The organism is Bacillus sp. NS1 (assembly GCF_058248265.1).
Genome location: NZ_JBZAZF010000002.1, coordinates 227,739 through 246,387, shown reverse-complemented (window position 1 = coordinate 246,387; position 18,649 = coordinate 227,739). Strand labels below are relative to the sequence as shown.

Here is an 18,649-nt window from a genome sequence, read left to right as displayed (position 1 = left end):
AGAAGATCAATCAGGTTGTGATCAATTATTAGTATCAGGTACTAATTCTATCCTATTTTTTTTCACATGGCAATATATTCGTCTAAACTATCAGTTCACCTTACTCATACAGTATGGTATATGGAAAAGGAGGCGTATACAGGTGGATATATTTTCAAAGATGATGTTCGGCGATAACGCAAAGCAAAACCCTGAGAAGGAAGAAGTGGAGGAGGAAGTTTCCCGGACAAACGAAGAAGAGACGATTGATTATATGTATATTATGAACCAAATCGGTTCGATTATGAACTCTCTCGATCAAATCAAGCCCGCTCTCAAGGAGCTCGCGCCTATGGTTTCCGCTATTAAAAAGAAAATCAAGTGAAAAGCCACTTTCGAAAAAGTGGCTTTTTTTTATTCGGTTTCAGATTTCGCGTCAGACTTGCCAAGCTCATAAGCTTCAGCCATTACCGTTGTAAATAGATTCATAAACGGCTGTATGGCCTCCATTGACAGCTCAATGCCTGATCTTTCAAGCTGTTCTTTCGCTTCAGGCAGATATTTCATGGCAATTTGCAAGAACTCAAGTGATTTTTCGTGCTGCATGTGACGTCACTCCATTACTCGTTTTTTGGCAGTTCGCCTGTTTTGTTGTACGTTTTGATCAGCTTGGCGATTCTTTGCTGAAAGTCTTTATCGACAAGCGGGCTGAATGTTCCCATGTCAACAACCCCCGTTTTAAGATCGTAGTAATGATCGCCGCCTTCAAGGGTGCCTTTGTTGAATTGCTCAGCAATGATTTCATAGGCCTTGTCCACATTTTGCACCGTGCTGGTTAATACGGTATTTTCGCCCAGATCCGACTGATCTGTGACATAGCCGATGGCATAAAGGCCATCTTTTTTGATTTGCTGAATGACAGGAACATTATACCCGTCCCCGGCGGGATACACAACATCCGCGCCTTCGTTCTTCATTTTCTGATAAAGCTTTACTGCTGTCGTATCATCATCCCAATGATCCGTATATTTTGTGTTTACTTCTATATCCGGATTTTCATATTTGGCTCCTTTGATAAAACCGTCAACCTCCGGCTGCCACGTAAAGGAAGCAATCACGCCGACCTGATTCGTTTTCGACATATGGGCAGCTGTCATTCCCCCAAAAAAGCCCATTGCTTCGCCGCTGAAATGGACACTTGTTACATTATCAGCTTTCGCTTTCGCATTAGAAATGACGAATTCCATATCTGGATAATCTTCGCTGACCAAGTTAAACACCTCTGCATATTCACTCCCATGGCCATAGAGAAGATTAACGCCCCGCTTATGAAAATCTTCAATCGCATTTATAATATCTTCATCTGTTTTAACGCCTTCTTTATAGTAAACGTCCACATTGTATTTTGATTGTATATTCAGTAATCCTTTATACCCTTTTGTGCCCCATACGAGGTCATTAATCGTATCAGGAAAGAGCATGCCGACCTTCTCAATTTTTCCTTTAAACGGAGTTTGTCCACAACCGCTTAATAAAAGGAGGACAGAAAAGATCATGACAAGCCTTGTGATCAAGTCATGTTCAACTCCTTTTGACAAGCTATAACATGTATCATTTATATACGTTTATTGTATCTAGAAAACTCGAAACATGGAAGGTATTTCTTAATATTTGTCGAAAATTGATGAAAATTGTCTTTTCCACTCGGAAATTTTTGCTTTTGCTTCTTCTTTTGAGGTTTTTTCTGTGACTTGCAAATCAAAAAACTGATTTTTGCTATCTCGGCTTGGTTCTAGCAAGAATCCCAGAAGCTCATCAGCCACATCGTCTGTATAATAGCCGTCTTCCTCGGTTTCTTCTTTCCAGGGCCCATACATTTTCGGCAGGATCACCGTTTTTTCTGCCCCCGTCTTTTCACGTTTTTCCCATTCGTTTCGGTCTTGTTCATATACTAATATATAGGGAGAATCAAATTGGTCTAAAGGCAAAACGCTGCCGAACTGGATACAAATTGTATCATATTTTTGATCTTCAATGTGTTCAAGCTGGCGAAAGAGTCCATTTCTCCCAAGCCACATGAGTCTTTCTTCTAAGTACATTTGTCTCATTTCATCTTCTGTTTCCGCCAGAATGACATCCACATGTATGCCTTCATCCATCATTCGCTCGCATAATGAAAGGCCGAAAAATTCGTCCGCACCTACAATCAGCGTTGATTCCATTGCATCTGCCGCCCTTCCGGTTTTTCATTTCCCAAAGCAAAACAGCCTCCGCAAAAGAGAAGGCTGTTGTTATTGTATTCTTTATAACTCTTTTTCATGACTGTGAAAGAATTTGCAGATTGATGCATAAATTCTGCTTGGATGCTCAAATAAGTGAAATGTCATATCGACCGGTGAACCTTGCTTTTGCTGTTTTTCCTTGAATACTTCGGCATGTACGCTATACGGATATGGAGCTCCGGTCATACGCTGCCATATATGAACCGGCACGCCGCTCGGATAGCTTTCAATTGTTTTGTAACGGAGCACTTCCGCTTCTTTTTCAGAAATTCCGTAGCTTTCCGATACTTCTTTTAAAAATTGCTTATAGAAAAATTTATTTTCTTTCTCCGATTCATAATGTGCCTGAAGATCGAGACAAGGATTCAACATTGCGGCTGAGCGGATATGATCCGGGGAAAAACGAAGCAGTTCATCGGCCACGAGAGCACCCATTCCTTCTGCTAAAATATGAATCTTCGGATTGAGGATTTCCTGCTTCAGCACGGAATGTATCAGCTGTTTGGCATAGGTGACCGCTTTTTCCGCACCCCAATGCCTTCCGAACAGATTGCTGTTAAAAAGGGTATATCCTTCATTCCTCAGCATGTTCAAAAGCTGATTTCTGCCGTAATGCTGAAGCCAAAAGCTTGAATCTTTCCCGACAAAGTGGGTTCTGTCCCCCAAGATAAAGATGCCGAAGCCGTTCGGGCGATAGGGCAGATGAATGACATTATGCTCCGTTCCCAATCGAAAGTACCTTTCCGTTATTCCCATCGCTTGCCCGCCTCCTTTCACACTTCATCTCACGCTATCTTATGTAAAAAGAAAAGAAACGAATAAGGTAAAGTCCTAGCCTTTTACAGTTTTGGCTAATATACTGATTGACGTTTTTTATATTTTACCATTAAAGTGTGACGAATCAGACTCTTTTGTTACCTCACTTTCTGCTAAAATTGGATTCCCCCTTCGCTTTTTGTATGGTATGATAACTTTTAGAATAGAATGAGAAGGACGAGGTGGAAACGTGCGATATATTATTGCCTTTATTTGGACGTTCCTTTTATCACATATGGCATGCTACTTGATTGCCAGCATGAACAGCGCTGCGTATAATTTCAAAACATCATCTGTTATTGCTGTTGTACTGTATGTCTTAATCATGGTTTTAGCCGAAATCATGCCTATGAACAAAAATGCAAGCCAGCATTAAAAGCCAAAAACCCAAAACATTTATTGTTTTGGGTTTTTTCTTGATCACGGCTTTCTTTTATAGGTCCACAGCCGATTATGATTTGATGTTTCGGGGAACATTTCCCCTGCTGACAGATGGATTTTTTGAGGGTTTTTAACCATGCTTCCCGTCTCGCCAATTTCTACGTAGACACCGTTATTAGGCGCTTTCTGCCCGGGCCGGAATTGATGCTGCTGTCCCATAGTTTTTCCTCCTTTTCCTTTTTGCTGTAGTATGTGCCTAAGCGGCTGTGAATATGTTGCGATCAAAAAAACTGCTGAGTCTCACTCAGCAGTTTTTTGATTATTCCCCTTTGTATAAAATGGCCTTCAGCAGTGCTTTTTGCACATGGAGACGGTTTTCAGCCTGCTGGAATACGGCAGAATTCGGACCGTCAATAATCTCCGCAGTCACTTCTTCCTCACGGTGTGCAGGGAGGCAATGTAAAAATGTATAGTCGGGTTTGGCATGGCTGACCAGTGCCGCATTCACCTGATAAGGCGCAAAGATAGCAAGACGCTCTTGCTCTTCAGCTTCCTGCCCCATGCTTGTAAACACATCAGAATAAATCACGTCCGCATCTTTTACAGCTTCAATCGGATCAGCTGTGAGCGTGATAGAAGCGCCCGATTGAAGTGCAGCTGTTTTCGCCGCTTCAACTGCTTCATCTAACACTTCGTAGCCCTTTGGCGAAGCGATCGAGATATCGCAGCCCATTTTGGCGCAGCCAATCATTAATGAGTGCGCCACGTTATTTCCATCACCGATGTACGCGACTTTCACGCCTTTAAGCTTCCCTTTCTTTTCCTTAATCGTCAAGAGATCTGCCAGCGCCTGGCACGGATGGTATTTATCCGTAAGCCCGTTGATGACCGGAATGTCAGCTTCTTTGGCAAGCTCCTCCACCTTTTCATGTTCAAAGGTCCGAATCATGATGGCATCCACATAGCCTGACAGCACTCTAGCCGTATCAGCAACAGTCTCACCGCGCCCCAGCTGCAGATCTTTCTGGCTTAAGAAGAGGGCGCTCCCGCCCAGCTGCGCCATGCCGGCTTCAAATGAAACACGGGTCCGTGTTGATGATTTCTCAAAAATCATCGCCAAGGTTTTGCCTTGAAAAATAGGCTGGATTTTGTTTTGTTTCAGCTCACCGGCTTCAGCAAGCAAGGCATTTATATCCTGTTCACTAAGATCCTTTAACGTTAATAAATCTTTTCCGTATAAACTGGTTTGCGTCACTGTGTGCATGATGCCACTTCCTTTTTATAGAGATCTTTGAGAGATACGGGCTGCGGATGGCCTGAAGCGCTTTGTAAAAACGCACGCACGGTTTCTTCTTCTGTAAAGACGGGGATGCCATGCGTCATGGCTTCCAAACGTTCTTTGCGTGCTTCTTCAGAGCCGCTCAAATTGATGTGGAGCGCTTTTCCTTCCTGTTCCATCCATGAGGCAAATGTCCCTTCATGAACGGTAAAACCGGCTTTATCCGCTAACTCCTTCACATCTTCCGGGCCGTTTTGCAAATAAATGCTTCCTTTTTGATTCCAGACACGTGTATAAATTTTTTTTAAGGCGCTGTCGGCATCGTATGCAACACACATGCCTTCTCCCGTTGATTTCATCTCCGGCCCAAGCTTGACATCCACATCTTGAATCGCATGAGAAGAAAAAACAGGGAACTTCACGGCAACCCCATGATGATTTTGTACTGCAGGGTTTACATCTTTTAAAGATGCCCCTGCCAGCAGACGTGTGGCGAGCGGGATCATAGGAACACCCATTACTTTGCTGACAACAGGAACCGTGCGGCTCGCTCTCGGGTTCACTTCAAGAACGAGAATATTTCCATTGTCGATCACAAATTGAATGTTCATGATGCCTTTAAATGAAAGCTTTTGGGCAATTTTTTGTGCGGCATCTTTTATGCCCTGCTGCAGCCCGCTTGTGATGGACGGTCCCGGAAGGATGGCAAAGCTGTCTCCCGAATGGACACCTGCCCGTTCAATATGCTCGGTATATGTCGGGATAAAGACATCTTCACCGTCGGAAATCAAATCAATTTCGACTTCCTTTCCTGACACGTACTGATCAATTAAAATCGGGTACGGCATGCTGTCCTCACCGTTCAGCAGCTGAGAAAGCTGGGCTTGCGAATCAACAATGATCATGCCCATTCCGCCGATGACATAAGATGGGCGGATTAGCACCGGATAGCCGATCTCATCAGCTTTTGCAGCGGCCTCTTCTTTTGTATATGCGATTTCTCCTTTCGCGTGGTTCAATCCAAGCTCATCAAGAAGCTGATAGAATTGATCCCGATCCTCTAACACGTCGAGCGTTTTAAACGACGTGCCGAGCAGGGTAATGCCGGCTTTTTCAAGTGCTTCAGCAGCATTGATCGCGGTTTGGCCGCCGAATTGCACGATTGCAAAATCAATGTTTTCCTGCTCCGCCACGTTTAAAATGTGCTCCGTTGTCATCGGTTCAAAATACAGGCGATCTGCAATTTCATAATCGGTGCTGACCGTTTCCGGATTATTGTTGATCATGATGGTTTCAAACCCAAGCTCTTGCAGTGTCAGCACGCCATGAACAGCACTGTAATCAAATTCAACGCCTTGCCCGATCCGAATCGGGCCTGATCCGATAATCAGCGCGCGTTTTTTCTCTTTGCGGCTGATATCCCCATCGGTCTCTCCGAAATATGTGGAGTAGAAATAGTTTGTTTTCGCATCGAACTCAGCCGCGCACGTATCTACAATTTTGAAGGAAGGCGTAATGCCCATTTCCTTGCGAAGCGAACGCACTTCGTCTTCTGTTTTGCCGATCAGAGAGGCAATCGTTGCGTCTGAAAATCCCTTTTCTTTTGCTTTTTTCAATAATTCAAAAGAGAGATCATTGCTCTCTTCCATCATGCGGTTTTCCAGTTTGATGATGTTGTGAAAGGCATGAAGGAAAAACGGATCAATTTTTGTTTTCGCATGAATGTCATCAATTGTCACACTGCGGCTCAACAGCTCCATGACAACGAAAAATCTGCGGTCGTCCGGAGTGACTGCCAACTCCCAAAGCGCTTCAATCGACAAACCGCTGAGCTCTGGAAGGTGTGTACCGACATTTTTCAGCTCAAGGGATGCTGCCGCTTTTTGTATCGCCGCTTCTAAATTCCGTTCAATCGCCATTACTTCACCGGTGGCTTTCATTTTTGTGCCAAGCTTGCGGTCTGCGTTTTTGAATTTATCAAACGGCCAGCGCGGAAATTTGACGATCACATAGTCCAACGCAGGTTCAAAACTTGCGTAAGTAGAGCCTGTGAGCGGATTTTTCAGCTCATCAAGGGTATATCCGACTGCCAGTTTTGCAGCCATCTTCGCAATCGGATAACCGGTTGCTTTAGATGCGAGAGCAGATGACCGGCTTACACGCGGATTGACTTCAATGACGTAATATTGCTTGCTAAATGGATCAAGCGCGAATTGAATGTTACAGCCGCCTACGACATCAAGTGCTGAGATGATCGTCAGGCTTGCCGTCCGCAGCATTTGATAGTCTTCATCCGTCAATGTTTGTGACGGCGCCACAACGATGGAGTCACCTGTATGCACACCGACCGGATCGATGTTTTCCATGTTGCACACGGTAATGCATGTGTTATTGCTGTCACGCATAACTTCGTATTCGATTTCTTTAAAGCCGGCAATGCTTTTTTCCACAAGGCATTGATTGATCGGGCTTGCTAGTAGCGCCTGCTTGATCATGGCTGTAAACGCTTCTTTATCTGGAGCGATTCCTCCGCCCTTTCCGCCTAATGTGTAAGCAGGTCTGATAATGACAGGAAAACCGATGGATTCCGCAAAACGGAGGGCGTCGGCCTCGTTATCAACAATTTCGCTCTCCGGCACGGGCTGGTTCAATTCGTTCATTAACGAACGGAATTTTTCCCGGTCTTCACCTTTTTGTATCGTTTCAACGGATGTGCCGAGCAGTTTGACGCCATGCTCTTTTAAAACACCCGTTTCTTCAAGCTCCACCGCTAAATTCAACGCGGTCTGCCCGCCTAAATTGGCAAGAAGCCCATCAGGCTGTTCTTTCTTAATGATGGCTGTCAGACTTTCTGCTGTCAGCGGCTCAAAATAAATTTCATCAGCGAAGGCTTCATCGGTCATAATTGTCGCCGGATTGTTGTTGACGAGAATCACACGATAGCCTTCCTCCTTCAACGCGATGCACCCTTGAGTGCCTGAATAATCAAATTCCGCTGCCTGCCCGATGATGATCGGGCCTGAGCCGATTACTAATATGCTTGAAATACTGGTGTCTTTAGGCATGCGCGATTTCTCTCCTTGCTGGTATCACATTCTTTAAATAATCATCAAAAATCCATTCGCTTTCCGCCGGTCCAGGATGGGCTTCCGGGTGGAATTGAACACTCATGACAGGCAGTTTTTTATGGGAAAGCCCTTCAACTGACGTATCATTGACATGTTGAAACCTGATTGTGAGCTCTTCTTCATTTATGGACTGTTCATCAACCACATAGCTGTGATTTTGGCTTGTCATGAAGACACGTTTCGTTTCACGGTCGATGACCGGATGATTTGCGCCTCTGTGTCCGAATGGCAGCTTGAATGTATTCCCTCCGAACACGAGCGCGATCAGCTGATGGCCGAGACAGATGCCGAGAGTCGGATAACGGCTGACGATGGTTTTGATCTTTCCTAAATACGGCTGAATGACTTTCGGGTCTCCAGGTCCGTTCGATAACACAATGCCGTCAGGCTTTATATCGTATACAGCTTCCATTTGCTGATACGGCACCACAGTGACCTTGCAGCCTCGTTTGACAAGTGATGACGCGATGGACTTTTTATAGCCGAAATCGATGAGGGCGATATGTTTATGTCCGTCGCCGAATGTGCTGATTTCCTGTGCGGAAGCCTGTTCTGCCACGTTCTCAGGCTGAAGGGCGATCTCAGCTGCTTCTTTAGAGGCTGTGACAGTCGCACCCATTGTTCCGTTTGAACGGATTTTTTTCACGACAGCCCTCGTATCAACATGGGTCAATAGCGGAATGTTCCATTTCTGTAAATACTCCTTGAGGCTGTATACCGCTTCATGATGAGAAAAATGGTCACACGCCTCGTAGACAACCGCAGCTTTCACTTGCGGTTTCTTGCTTTCAAAATCCTTTTCATTAATGCCGTAGTTGCCAATCAGCGGGTAGGTAAATACGATAATCTGTCCTTTATATGATGGATCTGTCAGCACTTCCTGGTAGCCTGTCATTCCTGTAAAAAAAACAGCTTCTCCCGTACAGCTTTCATGACCGTCCAGCTCGCCGCTGAACGATGTTCCATCTTCTAACACTAAATAACCTTCCATCTAACAGCCCACCTCTTGATGAATAATTAATTATAAAAATGAATTTTTATACCATTATATCGAAAAAAATTACTGGTTTACAGCGGAATGATGAGCGATTGCCTGTTTCAGCTTGCTAACGGCTTCAGCTATTTCATCCTTTGTCACTGTGAGCGGCGGCAGCAGCCGTATGACGTTCGGGCCGGCCGGCAAAACAAGCAAGCCTAATGTCTGCAATTCAGTAATGATGTCAGCAACAGGGCCATCACACTCAATTCCAAGCATTAATCCTTTACCGCGGATTTGTTTGACAAACGGGCTCTTTAGCTCAGCCTTGAGCAGTTCTTTTAAAAATGCCCCTTTGTCAGCAGCCTCTTGCAGGAAGTCAGGCTGGAATACAATTTGCAATGTGGCATTTACAGCAGCCATCGCCAGCATATTTCCTCCGAAAGTTGTTCCGTGAGAACCAGGGGTAAACGCTTCTCCAAGCTGTTTTTTGCCGATGACAGCACCGACTGGAAAGCCGTTTCCCAATCCTTTTGCGATTGTGATGATATCCGGCGAGAGCCCGAAGTGCTCGTATGCGAAGCCCTTTCCCGTCCGTCCGATGCCGGTCTGGATTTCATCAACGATCAGAAGGGCTTGCTTTTCATTACAAAACGACTGTACGGCTGTTAAAAATTCTGCGTTAGCCGGATTGACTCCGCCTTCTCCCTGCACTGTCTCAAGCATCACCGCGGCTATGCCGTCTTCCTCTCCGAGAGCCTCAAAAGCGGAAGGATCGTTGTATGGCAGGTAGTGAAAGCCTTCCAGCATCGGGCCGAATCCTGTTTTGATTTTATCCTGTCCGGTCGCAGCCATCCCTGCATACGTGCGGCCATGGAACGACTGAAGGAAAGTGATGATTTTCGTTTTTCCAGTTGCTTTTCGGGCGAGCTTTATCGCGCCTTCATTCGCTTCCGCACCGCTGTTGCAGAAAAAGACGAGATCTCCTGCACTGTGCGCTGCCAGCTTTTGTGCCGCTTGCTCCTGGAGACTGTTTTGAAATAGGTTGGATACGTGCCATACGCTGTCGAGCTGTGTTTTGACTGCTTCTGTAACTGTTTCATGGCAGTGGCCTAGATTAGATACCGCAATCCCTTGGATGAAATCAAGGTAGGTTTTGCCGTTTTGATCCTCAACGTACGTTCCCTTTGCTTTTTTGATGTCAATATCCCAGCGTCCGTAGGTTTGAAACAAGCTGCTCATGAAACAGCCTCCTTTGCTTTAACAATTTTTGTTCCTTGAAAGGTTTGTTCTGCGAAGAATGATCCTTTACCGTTTACGATCATGACTTCAGACACCTGATCTGATAAAGCTGACAAGGCTGAATTCACCTTCGGAATCATTCCCCCTGTGATCACTTCCTGTTTGATCAGCATTTGTACCTCCTCAGGGGTCAGAACGTCGAGACGCTGCTTTTCTTTCATGATCCCATCGACATCAGTGACGAACATCAGCTTATCAGCTTCAAGCGCTCCGGCGACTGCGGAAGCAGCCAGATCGGCATTCACATTCAGCGTCTTGCAGTCACTCGTCATAGACAGGGGTGCAATAACAGGAATGATGCCCTTTTCCATCAGCGCGTTCACCATCGATACATCGACCTTTTTAATTTCGCCGACTTCCCCGTATGTTTCCGGATCAAGATAATCCGCCTCCAAAAGACCGCCGTCTTTACCAGAGATGCCTGCGGCTCGCAGTCCGTGTTTGGCAAGCTCGGCAACGAAAAATTTATTAACAGAGCCGGATAAAACCATTTCAGCCACTTCCAGCACCGGCTTCGTTGTTTTCCGCTGTCCTCCCGAAAACTCTGTTTTGATATTTAACCGTTTCAGCATATTTGTGATTTCCGGGCCGCCGCCGTGAACGATCGCCAGATTCCATCCTGACGCCATCAATTCTTTCAGGTTATGAAAAAATTCCACCGACAGCTCACGGATGACACTTCCCCCGCATTTAAAAACGATTGTTTTCTTCATTGTGCTCCCCTTTATTACGTGCGATAGCTCGCGTTAATTTTGATATAGTCATAGGTCAGGTCACAGCCCCACGCTCTTCCGTTTCCGTCACCTTCGTCCATCTTGATGACAATGGTGATTTCATCTCCTTCAAGGTATTCCTTGGCAAGAGATTCAGAGAATGGCTGAGGTTCGTTATGCTTAAACAGGCATTGGCCTCCAAGATATACCTCTACTTCTTCTGCCGTCACCTGAGCTGCGCTGTGCCCGATGGCGCCGATGATGCGCCCCCAGTTGGCATCTGTTCCGTAGACCGCCGTTTTCACGAGACTTGAGCCGACAATTTTTTTGGCAATCACGTTTGCGTCAAGATTGTTTTTCGCCCCCTGTACTTGGGCTTCGATTAGTTTTGTCGCGCCTTCTCCGTCTCTGGCAATCTCTTTAGCCAAATCCTCGCAAGTAAGCAAGAGTGCTTTTTTAAAGATCGGCCATTCTGGATGATCTTCCATCAGGCACTCGTTTTCCGCGCATCCGTTTGCCATGACCAAGACCATATCGTTCGTGGATGTTTCACCGTCAACTGTGATTTGGTTAAATGAAACGTCAGTGATTTCGCGAAGCGCCTTTTGCAGCGCTTTTTCTTCGATTGCTGCATCAGTTGTGACAAACCCCAGCATCGTGGCCATGTTCGGATGAATCATTCCCGAACCTTTAGCTGCCCCGCCGATCGTGACTGTTTTGCCGCCGATGGTCAGCTCATAGCACGTCTGCTTGATCACTGTATCGGTTGTTAATATCGCTTCCTCAAAATCTCCTGATCCCGCAGGTGTTTGTTTCAGCAGCTCGATGCCTGCCTGAATTTTTTCCATGTCTAAATGTTCGCCGATGACGCCCGTTGATGAAACAGCGACAAGCTCCGGCTCAATGCCGAGCTGTGAAGCAAGGCTCTCCCGCATTGCATATGCGTCCTTTATACCCTGTTCTCCCGTGCAGGCATTGGCAATGGCGCTGTTGACGATGACGGCTTTCAATGCTGCCCCATGCTTTAAGCTGTCTTGTGTGACTTTAATCGGAGCGGCCTGAAAGTGGCTTTGGGTATAAACCGCTGCACTTACGGCCGGTGTCTCGCTGATAATAACGCCGAGGTCTTTTTTTGAGTAGCGCAGGCCGCAATGCACGCCCTTTGCCTGAAACCCTTTTGGCGAGGATACATCACCTGTTACTTTTACAATTTGATCTTCACTTAACTGAATCATGGTTCGATTCTCTCCCGTTCTATGGATATATTGGCGTCATGGTGAGTCCAGTCTCTTCATTCCAGCCATTCATCAAATTAAAGTTTTGCACAGCCTGACCGGCGGCACCCTTCATTAAATTATCGATTACCGAAACGATTGTGACTCTGTTCGTTCTCTCGTCGAGGGTAACGGCGATATCACAGAAATTACTGCCGTACACTTCCTTCGTTTGCGGATACTGCTCTTTTGGCCTTACTCTCACAAAATATGAATCTTGGTAAAATTCCGAATATAAATCATGCAGGTCATCTGCCGATAGACCAGAGGTTAATTGTGTATATATCGTCGCCATGATGCCTCTTGTCATCGGAACCAAATGAGCCGAAAATGTAATAGGCCCGAGCCCTGGCTGCCATTCTTGCAGCGCCTGTTCAATTTCCGGCGTATGCTGATGTTCATTGACTTTATAAATTTTAAAATTGTCGTTCAGCTCAGAAAAATGAGTTCCCATGGATGCTTTTCTTCCCGCTCCGGAAACACCAGTCTTTGCGTCAACGATAACGAAAGATTCATTGAGCAGTTTCTTTTGAGCCAATGGCGCGAGGCCAAGCAAAACAGCAGTTGGAAAACACCCCGGATTGGCGATGAGTTTCGCCTGTTGAATTTGCTTTTGATTCAGTTCTGCCAGACCGTATACCGCCTCATGAATCACTTCCTTCGGCGCCGCAGTCCGTTTATACCACTTTTCATATTCAGCAGGCTCTTGTATCCTCAGATCACCTGACAGATCAATAACTGGAATTCCCGCATCTGCCAGCTGCGGAGTCAATTCACTTGATACTCCGGGCGGTGCGGCAAGAAACATGATATCTATTTCGTGTTTGATCGTATTCATATCAATCGGCTTCAGCTTCTGATCAGCTAAGCCAGTTAGATGAGGATAAACCTCACTATAGACATTCCCTTCTCCGCTGGATGAATAAAGTATACATTCCTCTGCATGTGGGTGATGTGAGAGAATCCTGACAAGTTCGGTGCCGCCATATCCTGTAGCGCCTACAATTCCTATTTTCAAAACAAGTTCACCTTCTTGGTCTTTGTGAAATTATTTAACATTATAACATGAATAAAAATTAATTCAATCGTATATTTAATATTTTTATTCATTTATAAATTTTCTGTTCAATAAAAAATCCATTCGAAAAAAACGACACTGTTTCATCAGAAAACGTTGATCTGCCGCCTTATTTCAGCCACGTAAAAAAACAGGCTGACCGCGTCAGCCTGTTTTCATCATCATCAATCCGCTCAAAAAATAAAGAATAGAGCTTGCATAAAAAATCATTTGCACTGTGAAAAAGTCGGCGAGAAAGCCGCCGAGCATAATGGCTGCTGCTGAAAAGACAGCTGTCCAAAAGTGGTAATTCCCAATCTTCTTTCCGCGCTCTCCGCCGTCTGTAAAATCGGCGATCAGCACTTTTTCTCCGTGCTTTTGCATCGCTCCAAAGAGCCCTAACAGCACTTGGACGATATACATTTGAACGACGCTTCCAATATGCGGGACATACAAAAGCAGCACGGCCATGCCCCAAGAGTTTGCAAGCAGAAAATAGCGGCTGTCGAGCCTTTCAGACAGCCGTCCGAGCAGCGGATAAATGAGCGCTCCGCTCAGCCCGAACAATCCGTAGGAAAAACCGAACTGCGTGTAGCTTGAACCGATGTTTTTCACAAACAGGATATAAAATGGAAAGATTAAGCTGCTTGCGAAGAACACGCTGCTTTGTGATAATGTCAGCCATTTTAATTTGTTTTTCCCCATTATTTATACCTCTGATAAAAGTAATTCATAAAGCGCTCATCCGGGTCATACGTTCGTTTTTTCTGAAAAAACGATTCGCTTTTCGGATATGCCTGTCTCATTTGCGCTTTTGTCTGGTAAGTCATATACGGCAAATAATAGCTGCCGCCGTGCTTGATGGCAACGTCTGTCATGCGCCTGATAATCCGGGCAGTGTCTGCCTGGCCTTCTTTTGAAAAGCCCTCATTTATCAAAAGCACGAGTGAAAACATATCATTCTTCGCATAGGAAAGCTCGGCTTTTTCATTTTTCTGTACGTAGCGGATCGTAATGTTCAGCAGATTTAAGTCCTCGGCCGACAGCGTTTGTCTCAGGTCATCAATATATGACGTATACTCCTTCACCGGCACAAAGTATTCTTGCAGAACATCTGTGTTGTCATTGCTTTCATATTCGAGAAATTTTGATTCTGACCGCATGACGTTATTGCGTGAGACCTTTGTGCCGTTTTGGCTCTGAAAATAGGATTGCTGCGTGTTCCACAGCCAATTTCTTCCCCATTCATATCGTCTTGACAAGCCGAGTGCAAACTTTGTTACCCCCGTATACTCGTCTTCTTTGAGATCACTGTATGATGATAGCTGATCCTGATGATCAGCCAATTCATAATTCGTTACATACATGTCTTCCAGAAATCCTTTTTTCGCTGTTGAAATTCGCGCCAGATGCATTCGTACATCCGGATTTCCTTTTACGTGCTTTGTAAAATAGTCTGAGTATACACTGTAATTCATTTTTTCAGTCTGCATGACATACAGCTCATCATCCGTCAGCTCAAGCGTTACATCAAGAATCACGCCAAAAAGGCCGTACCCTCCAATGACTGCTGTAAACAAATCATCTTCTGGAGTAACGGTAACGATCGTTCCGTCAGCTTTTAAAAGCCGAAATGATTTGACTGTATCAATCAGCGAGCCGTAGCGGATATCACGTCCGTGGGCATTGGCGCTGAGAGATCCTCCAATTGTAAAAATGTTTTGTGACTGCATGACTTTTATCGCGAGTCCGTATGGATTCACGTATTTCTGAATGTCATTCCATGTCGCCCCGCTTTGCACTCTGATGGTTTTCTGCTCTAAATCGAGGGACAGGATTTTATTGTAACCTGTCATGTCGAGAACGATGCCGTCCTCATAATATGTATGGCCGCCCATGGAGTGCTGGGCCCCGGCGATCGAGATTTTTATGTTTTTTCGATTTGCTTCTTTGACCGTGTCAATCAGCGTCTCCTCTTCCTGCCCTTTCACTGTCTGCTTAATTTTCACAGGCATCAGGCGGCTGACATCCGTCATCTCGCTTGTGTCTGTTTTTTGATCTGAGTGCACAGAGTACGCAAACAGGGCCGCATACGCGCCTGTACAAAGCGCGAATGCAAGCAATTTCTTTTTCATGGCGCTCTCCCTGCTGTTTTTATGATCATTATACCATGTCTGCGCCCTCATTTTTCCAGATTATCTTCTTGCCCGTTTTTCGGCACGCCGGTCGGCGACGATAAAGCAGGCGTGAATCGCACCCGGCAGCCAAAAGATACAGGTCAATATGAGATTCAGCAATGCCTGAAACGGTTTTCCCGAAAACAAAACAGCGAGCGGCGGGCATAGGACAGCAAGCAGGTACATCATTTTACCTCACTCCTTTCAGTTGTAAAAAAGGACAGCCTCACAGTAAGGCTGTCCTCTTTTGTTTTGTTTTATTGAATGCCAAGCGCGATTTTCGCGTATCTGGACATTTTGTCTCTTGTCCAAGGCGGATTCCACACAATGTGAACCTCCGTCTCTTTTACTTCAGGAATGTCCGCTAACGCTTTTTTCACTTCATCAACGATAATCGGCGCTAACGGGCAGCCCATTGATGTCAGTGTCATCGTAACGTGCGTTAAGCCGTCTTCATCCATATCAACATCATATACCAAACCAAGGTTCACGATATCAACGCCAAGCTCAGGATCGACAACCTGTTCCAGGGCGCCCATGATGTTTTCTTTTAATGCTTCTTCCACGTTCCCTCACTCCTTTTTTCTACAGTATAACGTAAATACAGCCTTTGTTCACACCTTTGTGCTTTATAAGTGCGTATCAAACCATTCAATCGTTTTTAACACAGCTGTCCGCGGGACTTTATGGTCAGCGTGTTCATCTCCGATAAATTGGAGGCGTTCCGGCTGTTCGCTGTAATGGGATTTGATCGTGTCATAAAATTTCCGGGTCGGCGCGTAAGGCACGACTTTATCTTTTGCGCCGTGCCAAAATAGTAGCGGGCGCTGGCGCAGTCTCTCCGGCTGAAGGCTGAGATCCCGCAATTCGAGACGTTTCATCAGCTCCTCTACTTTTTCTTCCGGCACATCGATATCAATGCCCTGAGATTGAATATGGTCAATCTGCTGCTGAAACAGTTCTACATAATTCGGGCTTCCCATCAGGCTGACGCCGGCTTTTATCCAATCATAAGCAGTCAATGCGCCAAGCGTTGTGATACCTCCCATTGATGTGCCTGCGAGGCCGATGCGGCCGCTGTCTATCAGGCCCTCTTTTTCAAAGTGGGTTTTGAGTACGCCGATCTCTTCAATCTCGTTGAGGACGATGTCCCAAAAATGGCCGGCCAGCTCTTCAACTGCCATTTCTTCTCCCCGTTCACCATGGTGCAGAGCCTCCGGCAGAACGGCTCTAAAGCCCTTCTCCGCAAGCAGATAAGCAATATGAAGGTTGTGTTCCTTCGCGCTTGTAAAACCATGTATAAAGATCACGAGAGGAACAGCGCGGTGCCTGTTCTCTTCCTTTACAATATGTAAAAACGGAATACCGGAAACGGTTTGATTTTCAATTTGAATCACAATGTGCCCCTCCTTAGGATAACCATAATCATAAGTGTAACATGTAGACAATAAAGATGGTAAAAAGCTACACTGTAATTAAGGCAAAACAAGCAAATTCTAAGGTTAAAGGAGCTTTTCATGGAGACAAAACCCTATTTAATCGCATTAGATTTAGATGGAACGTTATTAAAGGATGATAAAACCATATCGGAAAACACCCTTCGGACGATACAGCGCCTAAAAGATGACGGGCATTATGTCTGCATCTCAACGGGCCGTCCGTACCGTTCAAGTTCCATGTACTACCAGCAGATGGAGCTGACAACGCCGATTGTCAATTTTAACGGGGCGTTTGTCCATCATCCGCAGGACGACAGCTGGGGACGGTATCATACCTCGCTGCCGCTTGATGTTGTCAAACAGTTAGTGGATATCAGTGAGAACTACAACGTACATAACGTGCTTGCTGAAATCATTGACGACGTGTACTTTCATTACCATGATGAGCAACTGATTGATGCCTTTAACATGAACACAACGAATGTCACGGTGGGAGACTTGCGGGAAAACCTCGGTGAGGATGTTACGTCCGTGCTCATTCATGCAAAAGAAGAAGATGTGCCGGCCATACGCTCCTATTTATCAGATGTGCATGCCGAAGTGATTGATCATAGAAGATGGGCCGCACCGTGGCACGTCATTGAAATTATTAAAAGCGGCATGAACAAAGCGGTCGGCCTGCAGAAAATCAGTGATTATTACGGTGTGCCGAGGGAGCGGATCATTGCTTTCGGAGATGAGGATAACGATTTGGAAATGCTTGAATTCGCAGGCTGCGGCGTTGCGATGGGAAATGGAATTGACGAGGTCAAGCAGATTGCCAACCGAACAACGGCTACAAATGAAGAGGACGGCGTGGCAAGATTTTTGAAAGAATATTTCTCACTTTAAAGACCAGCTTGTATTAATTTTTCCCACTCATAAACCTTACTTCGCCCCACCATACTATTGAAGACGACTCATCTCGTCAAAGTATGGAAGGGGGCAGTCTCAAAATGGGTAAACGAAGCAAATCCAGAAGGTTTATTCACCAGGGTAAAGACTCCATCGGGCTACACGCCGCAAGATTTCCATATCGGTCTACTTTAGAAGAAGCTCACCAGCATGCCGCCGCACGAGACTCGGCTGAAAGGCAGTATGAATATTAAATGAGAAATGAACTGTTCCAGCAGGCAAAATCATTTGTTCAACAGGCTGTCATGGTGACAAACGGTTTTGAGGAAGGCGATCAGGAGCAAGCAATTCTGAGAGCCAAAAACGCCGTATCTTCTGCGTATGCCAACTCGACAGATGCGGAACGTCACCAGCTCCATCAATTTCAGGATCAACTGGACAAACTGCAATAAAAAAAGGCTATGGCGAATCGCCATAGCCTCTTATTTGACTTCAAACTGCTGAACGGCTTGAACCTGCTTGAGATTCTCTGCTCTGCCCTTAAATGTCACCTTCACCTCGTAGGTTCCCGGCTCAGGGACTTCCTTCCACACATCAGAGAAATCATATGTTTCTCCAGGTTCTAGTGTCAGGTTTTGAAAAGCTTGCGTAAACATTTTGTCTTTCGAATAACGGTATCTTTCTTTGTGCTCAGAATCATACACGACAAGTTCAAATTTTTGTCCTGTGCTGAATTGAAACTCGACAGCACGTTCGCTTTGGTTCTTCAGCGACATGTTAAACTTGATTTGTTCAGGCTCCTGAATTGCGTCAACAGATAAAACAACCTCTTGATTCTCCATTCCGCCTGATACCTCCTTATCGGGTTCTGTCTGCTCATCTTTCCCGCAGCCTATCAAAAGCAGCACGGGCAGGAGCATCACAAGCAGCCGTTTCACGAATTCCACCTGCT

General features: G+C 45.5%; 22 protein-coding genes. 4 read left to right on the top strand and 18 right to left on the bottom strand.

Annotation, left to right across the window (positions count from 1 at the left end; all coding sequences use genetic code 11):
* Positions 1–136 precede the first annotated feature (136 nt).
* Positions 137–364 (top strand): spore coat protein YjzB, encoded by a 228-nt coding sequence (yjzB, locus tag AC4CV5_RS06705; RefSeq protein ID WP_072183380.1) that lies wholly within the window; start codon positions 137–139, stop codon positions 362–364.
* A gap of 29 nt (positions 365–393) precedes the next feature.
* Here yjzB and comZ read toward each other — a convergent pair whose 3' ends face one another.
* From comZ to AC4CV5_RS06685, 4 genes are all read right to left on the bottom strand, one after another.
* On the bottom strand, positions 394–585 hold the full coding sequence (comZ, locus tag AC4CV5_RS06700; RefSeq protein WP_490922304.1) for a ComG operon transcriptional repressor ComZ: 192 nt from the start codon (positions 583–585) through the stop codon (positions 394–396).
* A 14-nt stretch (positions 586–599) separates the two neighbouring features.
* A complete protein-coding gene (gene med, locus AC4CV5_RS06695; protein ID WP_222142591.1) occupies positions 600–1,553 on the bottom strand; it encodes a transcriptional regulator Med in 954 nt (317 codons plus the stop codon).
* A gap of 90 nt (positions 1,554–1,643) precedes the next feature.
* Complete coding sequence (locus tag AC4CV5_RS06690; RefSeq protein WP_166853641.1) at positions 1,644–2,201, bottom strand: hypothetical protein; 558 nt, start codon at positions 2,199–2,201, stop codon at positions 1,644–1,646.
* 81 nt (positions 2,202–2,282) lie between these two features.
* The gene (locus AC4CV5_RS06685) at positions 2,283–3,017 is read right to left on the bottom strand and encodes a hypothetical protein (protein ID WP_248602604.1); all 735 of its coding nucleotides are present in this window, start codon (positions 3,015–3,017) and stop codon (positions 2,283–2,285) included.
* Between the two features lie 250 nt (positions 3,018–3,267).
* On the opposite strand from AC4CV5_RS06685, the gene AC4CV5_RS06680 reads away from it, so the two are divergent.
* On the top strand, positions 3,268–3,453 hold the full coding sequence (locus AC4CV5_RS06680) for a YjzD family protein (RefSeq protein ID WP_003224551.1): 186 nt from the start codon (positions 3,268–3,270) through the stop codon (positions 3,451–3,453).
* Positions 3,454–3,497: 44 nt separating this feature from the next.
* On the opposite strand, the gene AC4CV5_RS06675 is transcribed toward AC4CV5_RS06680, so the two are convergent.
* The 13 genes from AC4CV5_RS06675 to AC4CV5_RS06615 all read right to left on the bottom strand — a co-directional run bounded on the left by AC4CV5_RS06675 (position 3,498) and on the right by AC4CV5_RS06615 (position 16,761).
* Positions 3,498–3,677 (bottom strand): YjzC family protein, encoded by a 180-nt coding sequence (locus AC4CV5_RS06675; RefSeq protein WP_003224549.1) that lies wholly within the window; start codon positions 3,675–3,677, stop codon positions 3,498–3,500.
* 100 nt (positions 3,678–3,777) lie between these two features.
* Positions 3,778–4,722, bottom strand: coding sequence for an ornithine carbamoyltransferase (argF, locus tag AC4CV5_RS06670; RefSeq protein WP_166853643.1), 945 nt, complete (start codon positions 4,720–4,722; stop codon positions 3,778–3,780).
* On the bottom strand, positions 4,710–7,802 hold the full coding sequence (carB, locus tag AC4CV5_RS06665) for a carbamoyl-phosphate synthase (glutamine-hydrolyzing) large subunit (RefSeq protein ID WP_166853644.1): 3,093 nt from the start codon (positions 7,800–7,802) through the stop codon (positions 4,710–4,712). The genes argF and carB overlap by 13 nt, the downstream gene beginning before the upstream one ends.
* Positions 7,795–8,856 carry a carbamoyl phosphate synthase small subunit gene (locus AC4CV5_RS06660; protein ID WP_166853645.1) on the bottom strand — a complete coding sequence of 354 codons (1,062 nt, stop codon included), beginning with the start codon at positions 8,854–8,856 and terminating at the stop codon, positions 7,795–7,797. Before AC4CV5_RS06660 ends, carB begins: the two co-directional genes overlap by 8 nt.
* A gap of 69 nt (positions 8,857–8,925) precedes the next feature.
* A complete protein-coding gene (argD, locus tag AC4CV5_RS06655) occupies positions 8,926–10,083 on the bottom strand; it encodes an acetylornithine transaminase (protein WP_490922303.1) in 1,158 nt (385 codons plus the stop codon).
* Positions 10,080–10,856: an acetylglutamate kinase gene (gene argB, locus AC4CV5_RS06650; RefSeq protein ID WP_166853647.1), complete on the bottom strand. Its 777-nt coding sequence runs from the start codon at positions 10,854–10,856 to the stop codon at positions 10,080–10,082. The genes argD and argB overlap by 4 nt, the downstream gene beginning before the upstream one ends.
* A 14-nt stretch (positions 10,857–10,870) precedes the next feature.
* Positions 10,871–12,091, bottom strand: coding sequence for a bifunctional ornithine acetyltransferase/N-acetylglutamate synthase (argJ, locus tag AC4CV5_RS06645; protein ID WP_222142586.1), 1,221 nt, complete (start codon positions 12,089–12,091; stop codon positions 10,871–10,873).
* A 19-nt stretch (positions 12,092–12,110) separates the two neighbouring features.
* On the bottom strand, positions 12,111–13,148 hold the full coding sequence (gene argC / locus AC4CV5_RS06640; protein WP_490922302.1) for an N-acetyl-gamma-glutamyl-phosphate reductase: 1,038 nt from the start codon (positions 13,146–13,148) through the stop codon (positions 12,111–12,113).
* Positions 13,149–13,352: 204 nt separating this feature from the next.
* Positions 13,353–13,892, bottom strand: a complete 540-nt coding sequence (locus AC4CV5_RS06635; protein WP_217501490.1) for an MFS transporter — start codon at positions 13,890–13,892, stop codon at positions 13,353–13,355.
* Positions 13,892–15,322, bottom strand: a complete 1,431-nt coding sequence (locus AC4CV5_RS06630; protein WP_222142585.1) for an FAD-binding oxidoreductase — start codon at positions 15,320–15,322, stop codon at positions 13,892–13,894. Before AC4CV5_RS06630 ends, AC4CV5_RS06635 begins: the two co-directional genes overlap by 1 nt.
* Before the next feature lie 60 nt (positions 15,323–15,382).
* Complete coding sequence (locus tag AC4CV5_RS06625) at positions 15,383–15,553, bottom strand: YqaE/Pmp3 family membrane protein (protein WP_003232996.1); 171 nt, start codon at positions 15,551–15,553, stop codon at positions 15,383–15,385.
* Positions 15,554–15,621: 68 nt separating this feature from the next.
* A complete protein-coding gene (locus tag AC4CV5_RS06620) occupies positions 15,622–15,930 on the bottom strand; it encodes a metal-sulfur cluster assembly factor (protein ID WP_003224525.1) in 309 nt (102 codons plus the stop codon).
* A 63-nt stretch (positions 15,931–15,993) separates the two neighbouring features.
* Complete coding sequence (locus AC4CV5_RS06615; protein ID WP_166853651.1) at positions 15,994–16,761, bottom strand: prolyl oligopeptidase family serine peptidase; 768 nt, start codon at positions 16,759–16,761, stop codon at positions 15,994–15,996.
* A 120-nt stretch (positions 16,762–16,881) separates the two neighbouring features.
* Between AC4CV5_RS06615 and yitU the strand changes: the two genes are divergently transcribed.
* Both yitU and AC4CV5_RS06605 read left to right on the top strand, forming a co-directional pair.
* On the top strand, positions 16,882–17,694 hold the full coding sequence (gene yitU, locus AC4CV5_RS06610; RefSeq protein WP_222142584.1) for a 5-amino-6-(5-phospho-D-ribitylamino)uracil phosphatase YitU: 813 nt from the start codon (positions 16,882–16,884) through the stop codon (positions 17,692–17,694).
* 257 nt (positions 17,695–17,951) lie between these two features.
* Positions 17,952–18,149, top strand: coding sequence for a DUF3813 domain-containing protein (locus tag AC4CV5_RS06605; RefSeq protein ID WP_162101973.1), 198 nt, complete (start codon positions 17,952–17,954; stop codon positions 18,147–18,149).
* Positions 18,150–18,179: 30 nt separating this feature from the next.
* Here AC4CV5_RS06605 and AC4CV5_RS06600 read toward each other — a convergent pair whose 3' ends face one another.
* Positions 18,180–18,635: a BsuPI-related putative proteinase inhibitor gene (locus AC4CV5_RS06600; protein WP_069149352.1), complete on the bottom strand. Its 456-nt coding sequence runs from the start codon at positions 18,633–18,635 to the stop codon at positions 18,180–18,182.
* Positions 18,636–18,649 lie beyond the last annotated feature (14 nt).

Bases quoted from the DNA above. Each gene is read 5' to 3' on its own strand.
- comZ (WP_490922304.1), bottom strand. From the start codon at position 585: ATGCAGCACGAAAAATCACTTGAGTTCTTGCAAATTGCCATGAAATAT.
- AC4CV5_RS06690 (WP_166853641.1), bottom strand. From the start codon at position 2,201: ATGGAATCAACGCTGATTGTAGGTGCGGACGAATTTTTCGGCCTTTCA.
- AC4CV5_RS06685 (WP_248602604.1), bottom strand. From the start codon at position 3,017: ATGGGAATAACGGAAAGGTACTTTCGATTGGGAACGGAGCATAATGTC.
- AC4CV5_RS06675 (WP_003224549.1), bottom strand. From the start codon at position 3,677: ATGGGACAGCAGCATCAATTCCGGCCCGGGCAGAAAGCGCCTAATAAC.
- argF (WP_166853643.1), bottom strand. From the start codon at position 4,722: ATGCACACAGTGACGCAAACCAGTTTATACGGAAAAGATTTATTAACG.
- carB (WP_166853644.1), bottom strand. From the start codon at position 7,802: ATGCCTAAAGACACCAGTATTTCAAGCATATTAGTAATCGGCTCAGGC.
- AC4CV5_RS06660 (WP_166853645.1), bottom strand. From the start codon at position 8,856: ATGGAAGGTTATTTAGTGTTAGAAGATGGAACATCGTTCAGCGGCGAG.
- argD (WP_490922303.1), bottom strand. From the start codon at position 10,083: ATGAGCAGCTTGTTTCAAACCTACGGACGCTGGGATATTGACATCAAA.
- argB (WP_166853647.1), bottom strand. From the start codon at position 10,856: ATGAAGAAAACAATCGTTTTTAAATGCGGGGGAAGTGTCATCCGTGAG.
- argJ (WP_222142586.1), bottom strand. From the start codon at position 12,091: ATGATTCAGTTAAGTGAAGATCAAATTGTAAAAGTAACAGGTGATGTA.
- AC4CV5_RS06635 (WP_217501490.1), bottom strand. From the start codon at position 13,892: ATGGGGAAAAACAAATTAAAATGGCTGACATTATCACAAAGCAGCGTG.
- AC4CV5_RS06630 (WP_222142585.1), bottom strand. From the start codon at position 15,322: ATGAAAAAGAAATTGCTTGCATTCGCGCTTTGTACAGGCGCGTATGCG.
- AC4CV5_RS06625 (WP_003232996.1), bottom strand. From the start codon at position 15,553: ATGATGTACCTGCTTGCTGTCCTATGCCCGCCGCTCGCTGTTTTGTTT.
- yitU (WP_222142584.1), top strand. From the start codon at position 16,882: ATGGAGACAAAACCCTATTTAATCGCATTAGATTTAGATGGAACGTTA.
- AC4CV5_RS06605 (WP_162101973.1), top strand. From the start codon at position 17,952: ATGAGAAATGAACTGTTCCAGCAGGCAAAATCATTTGTTCAACAGGCT.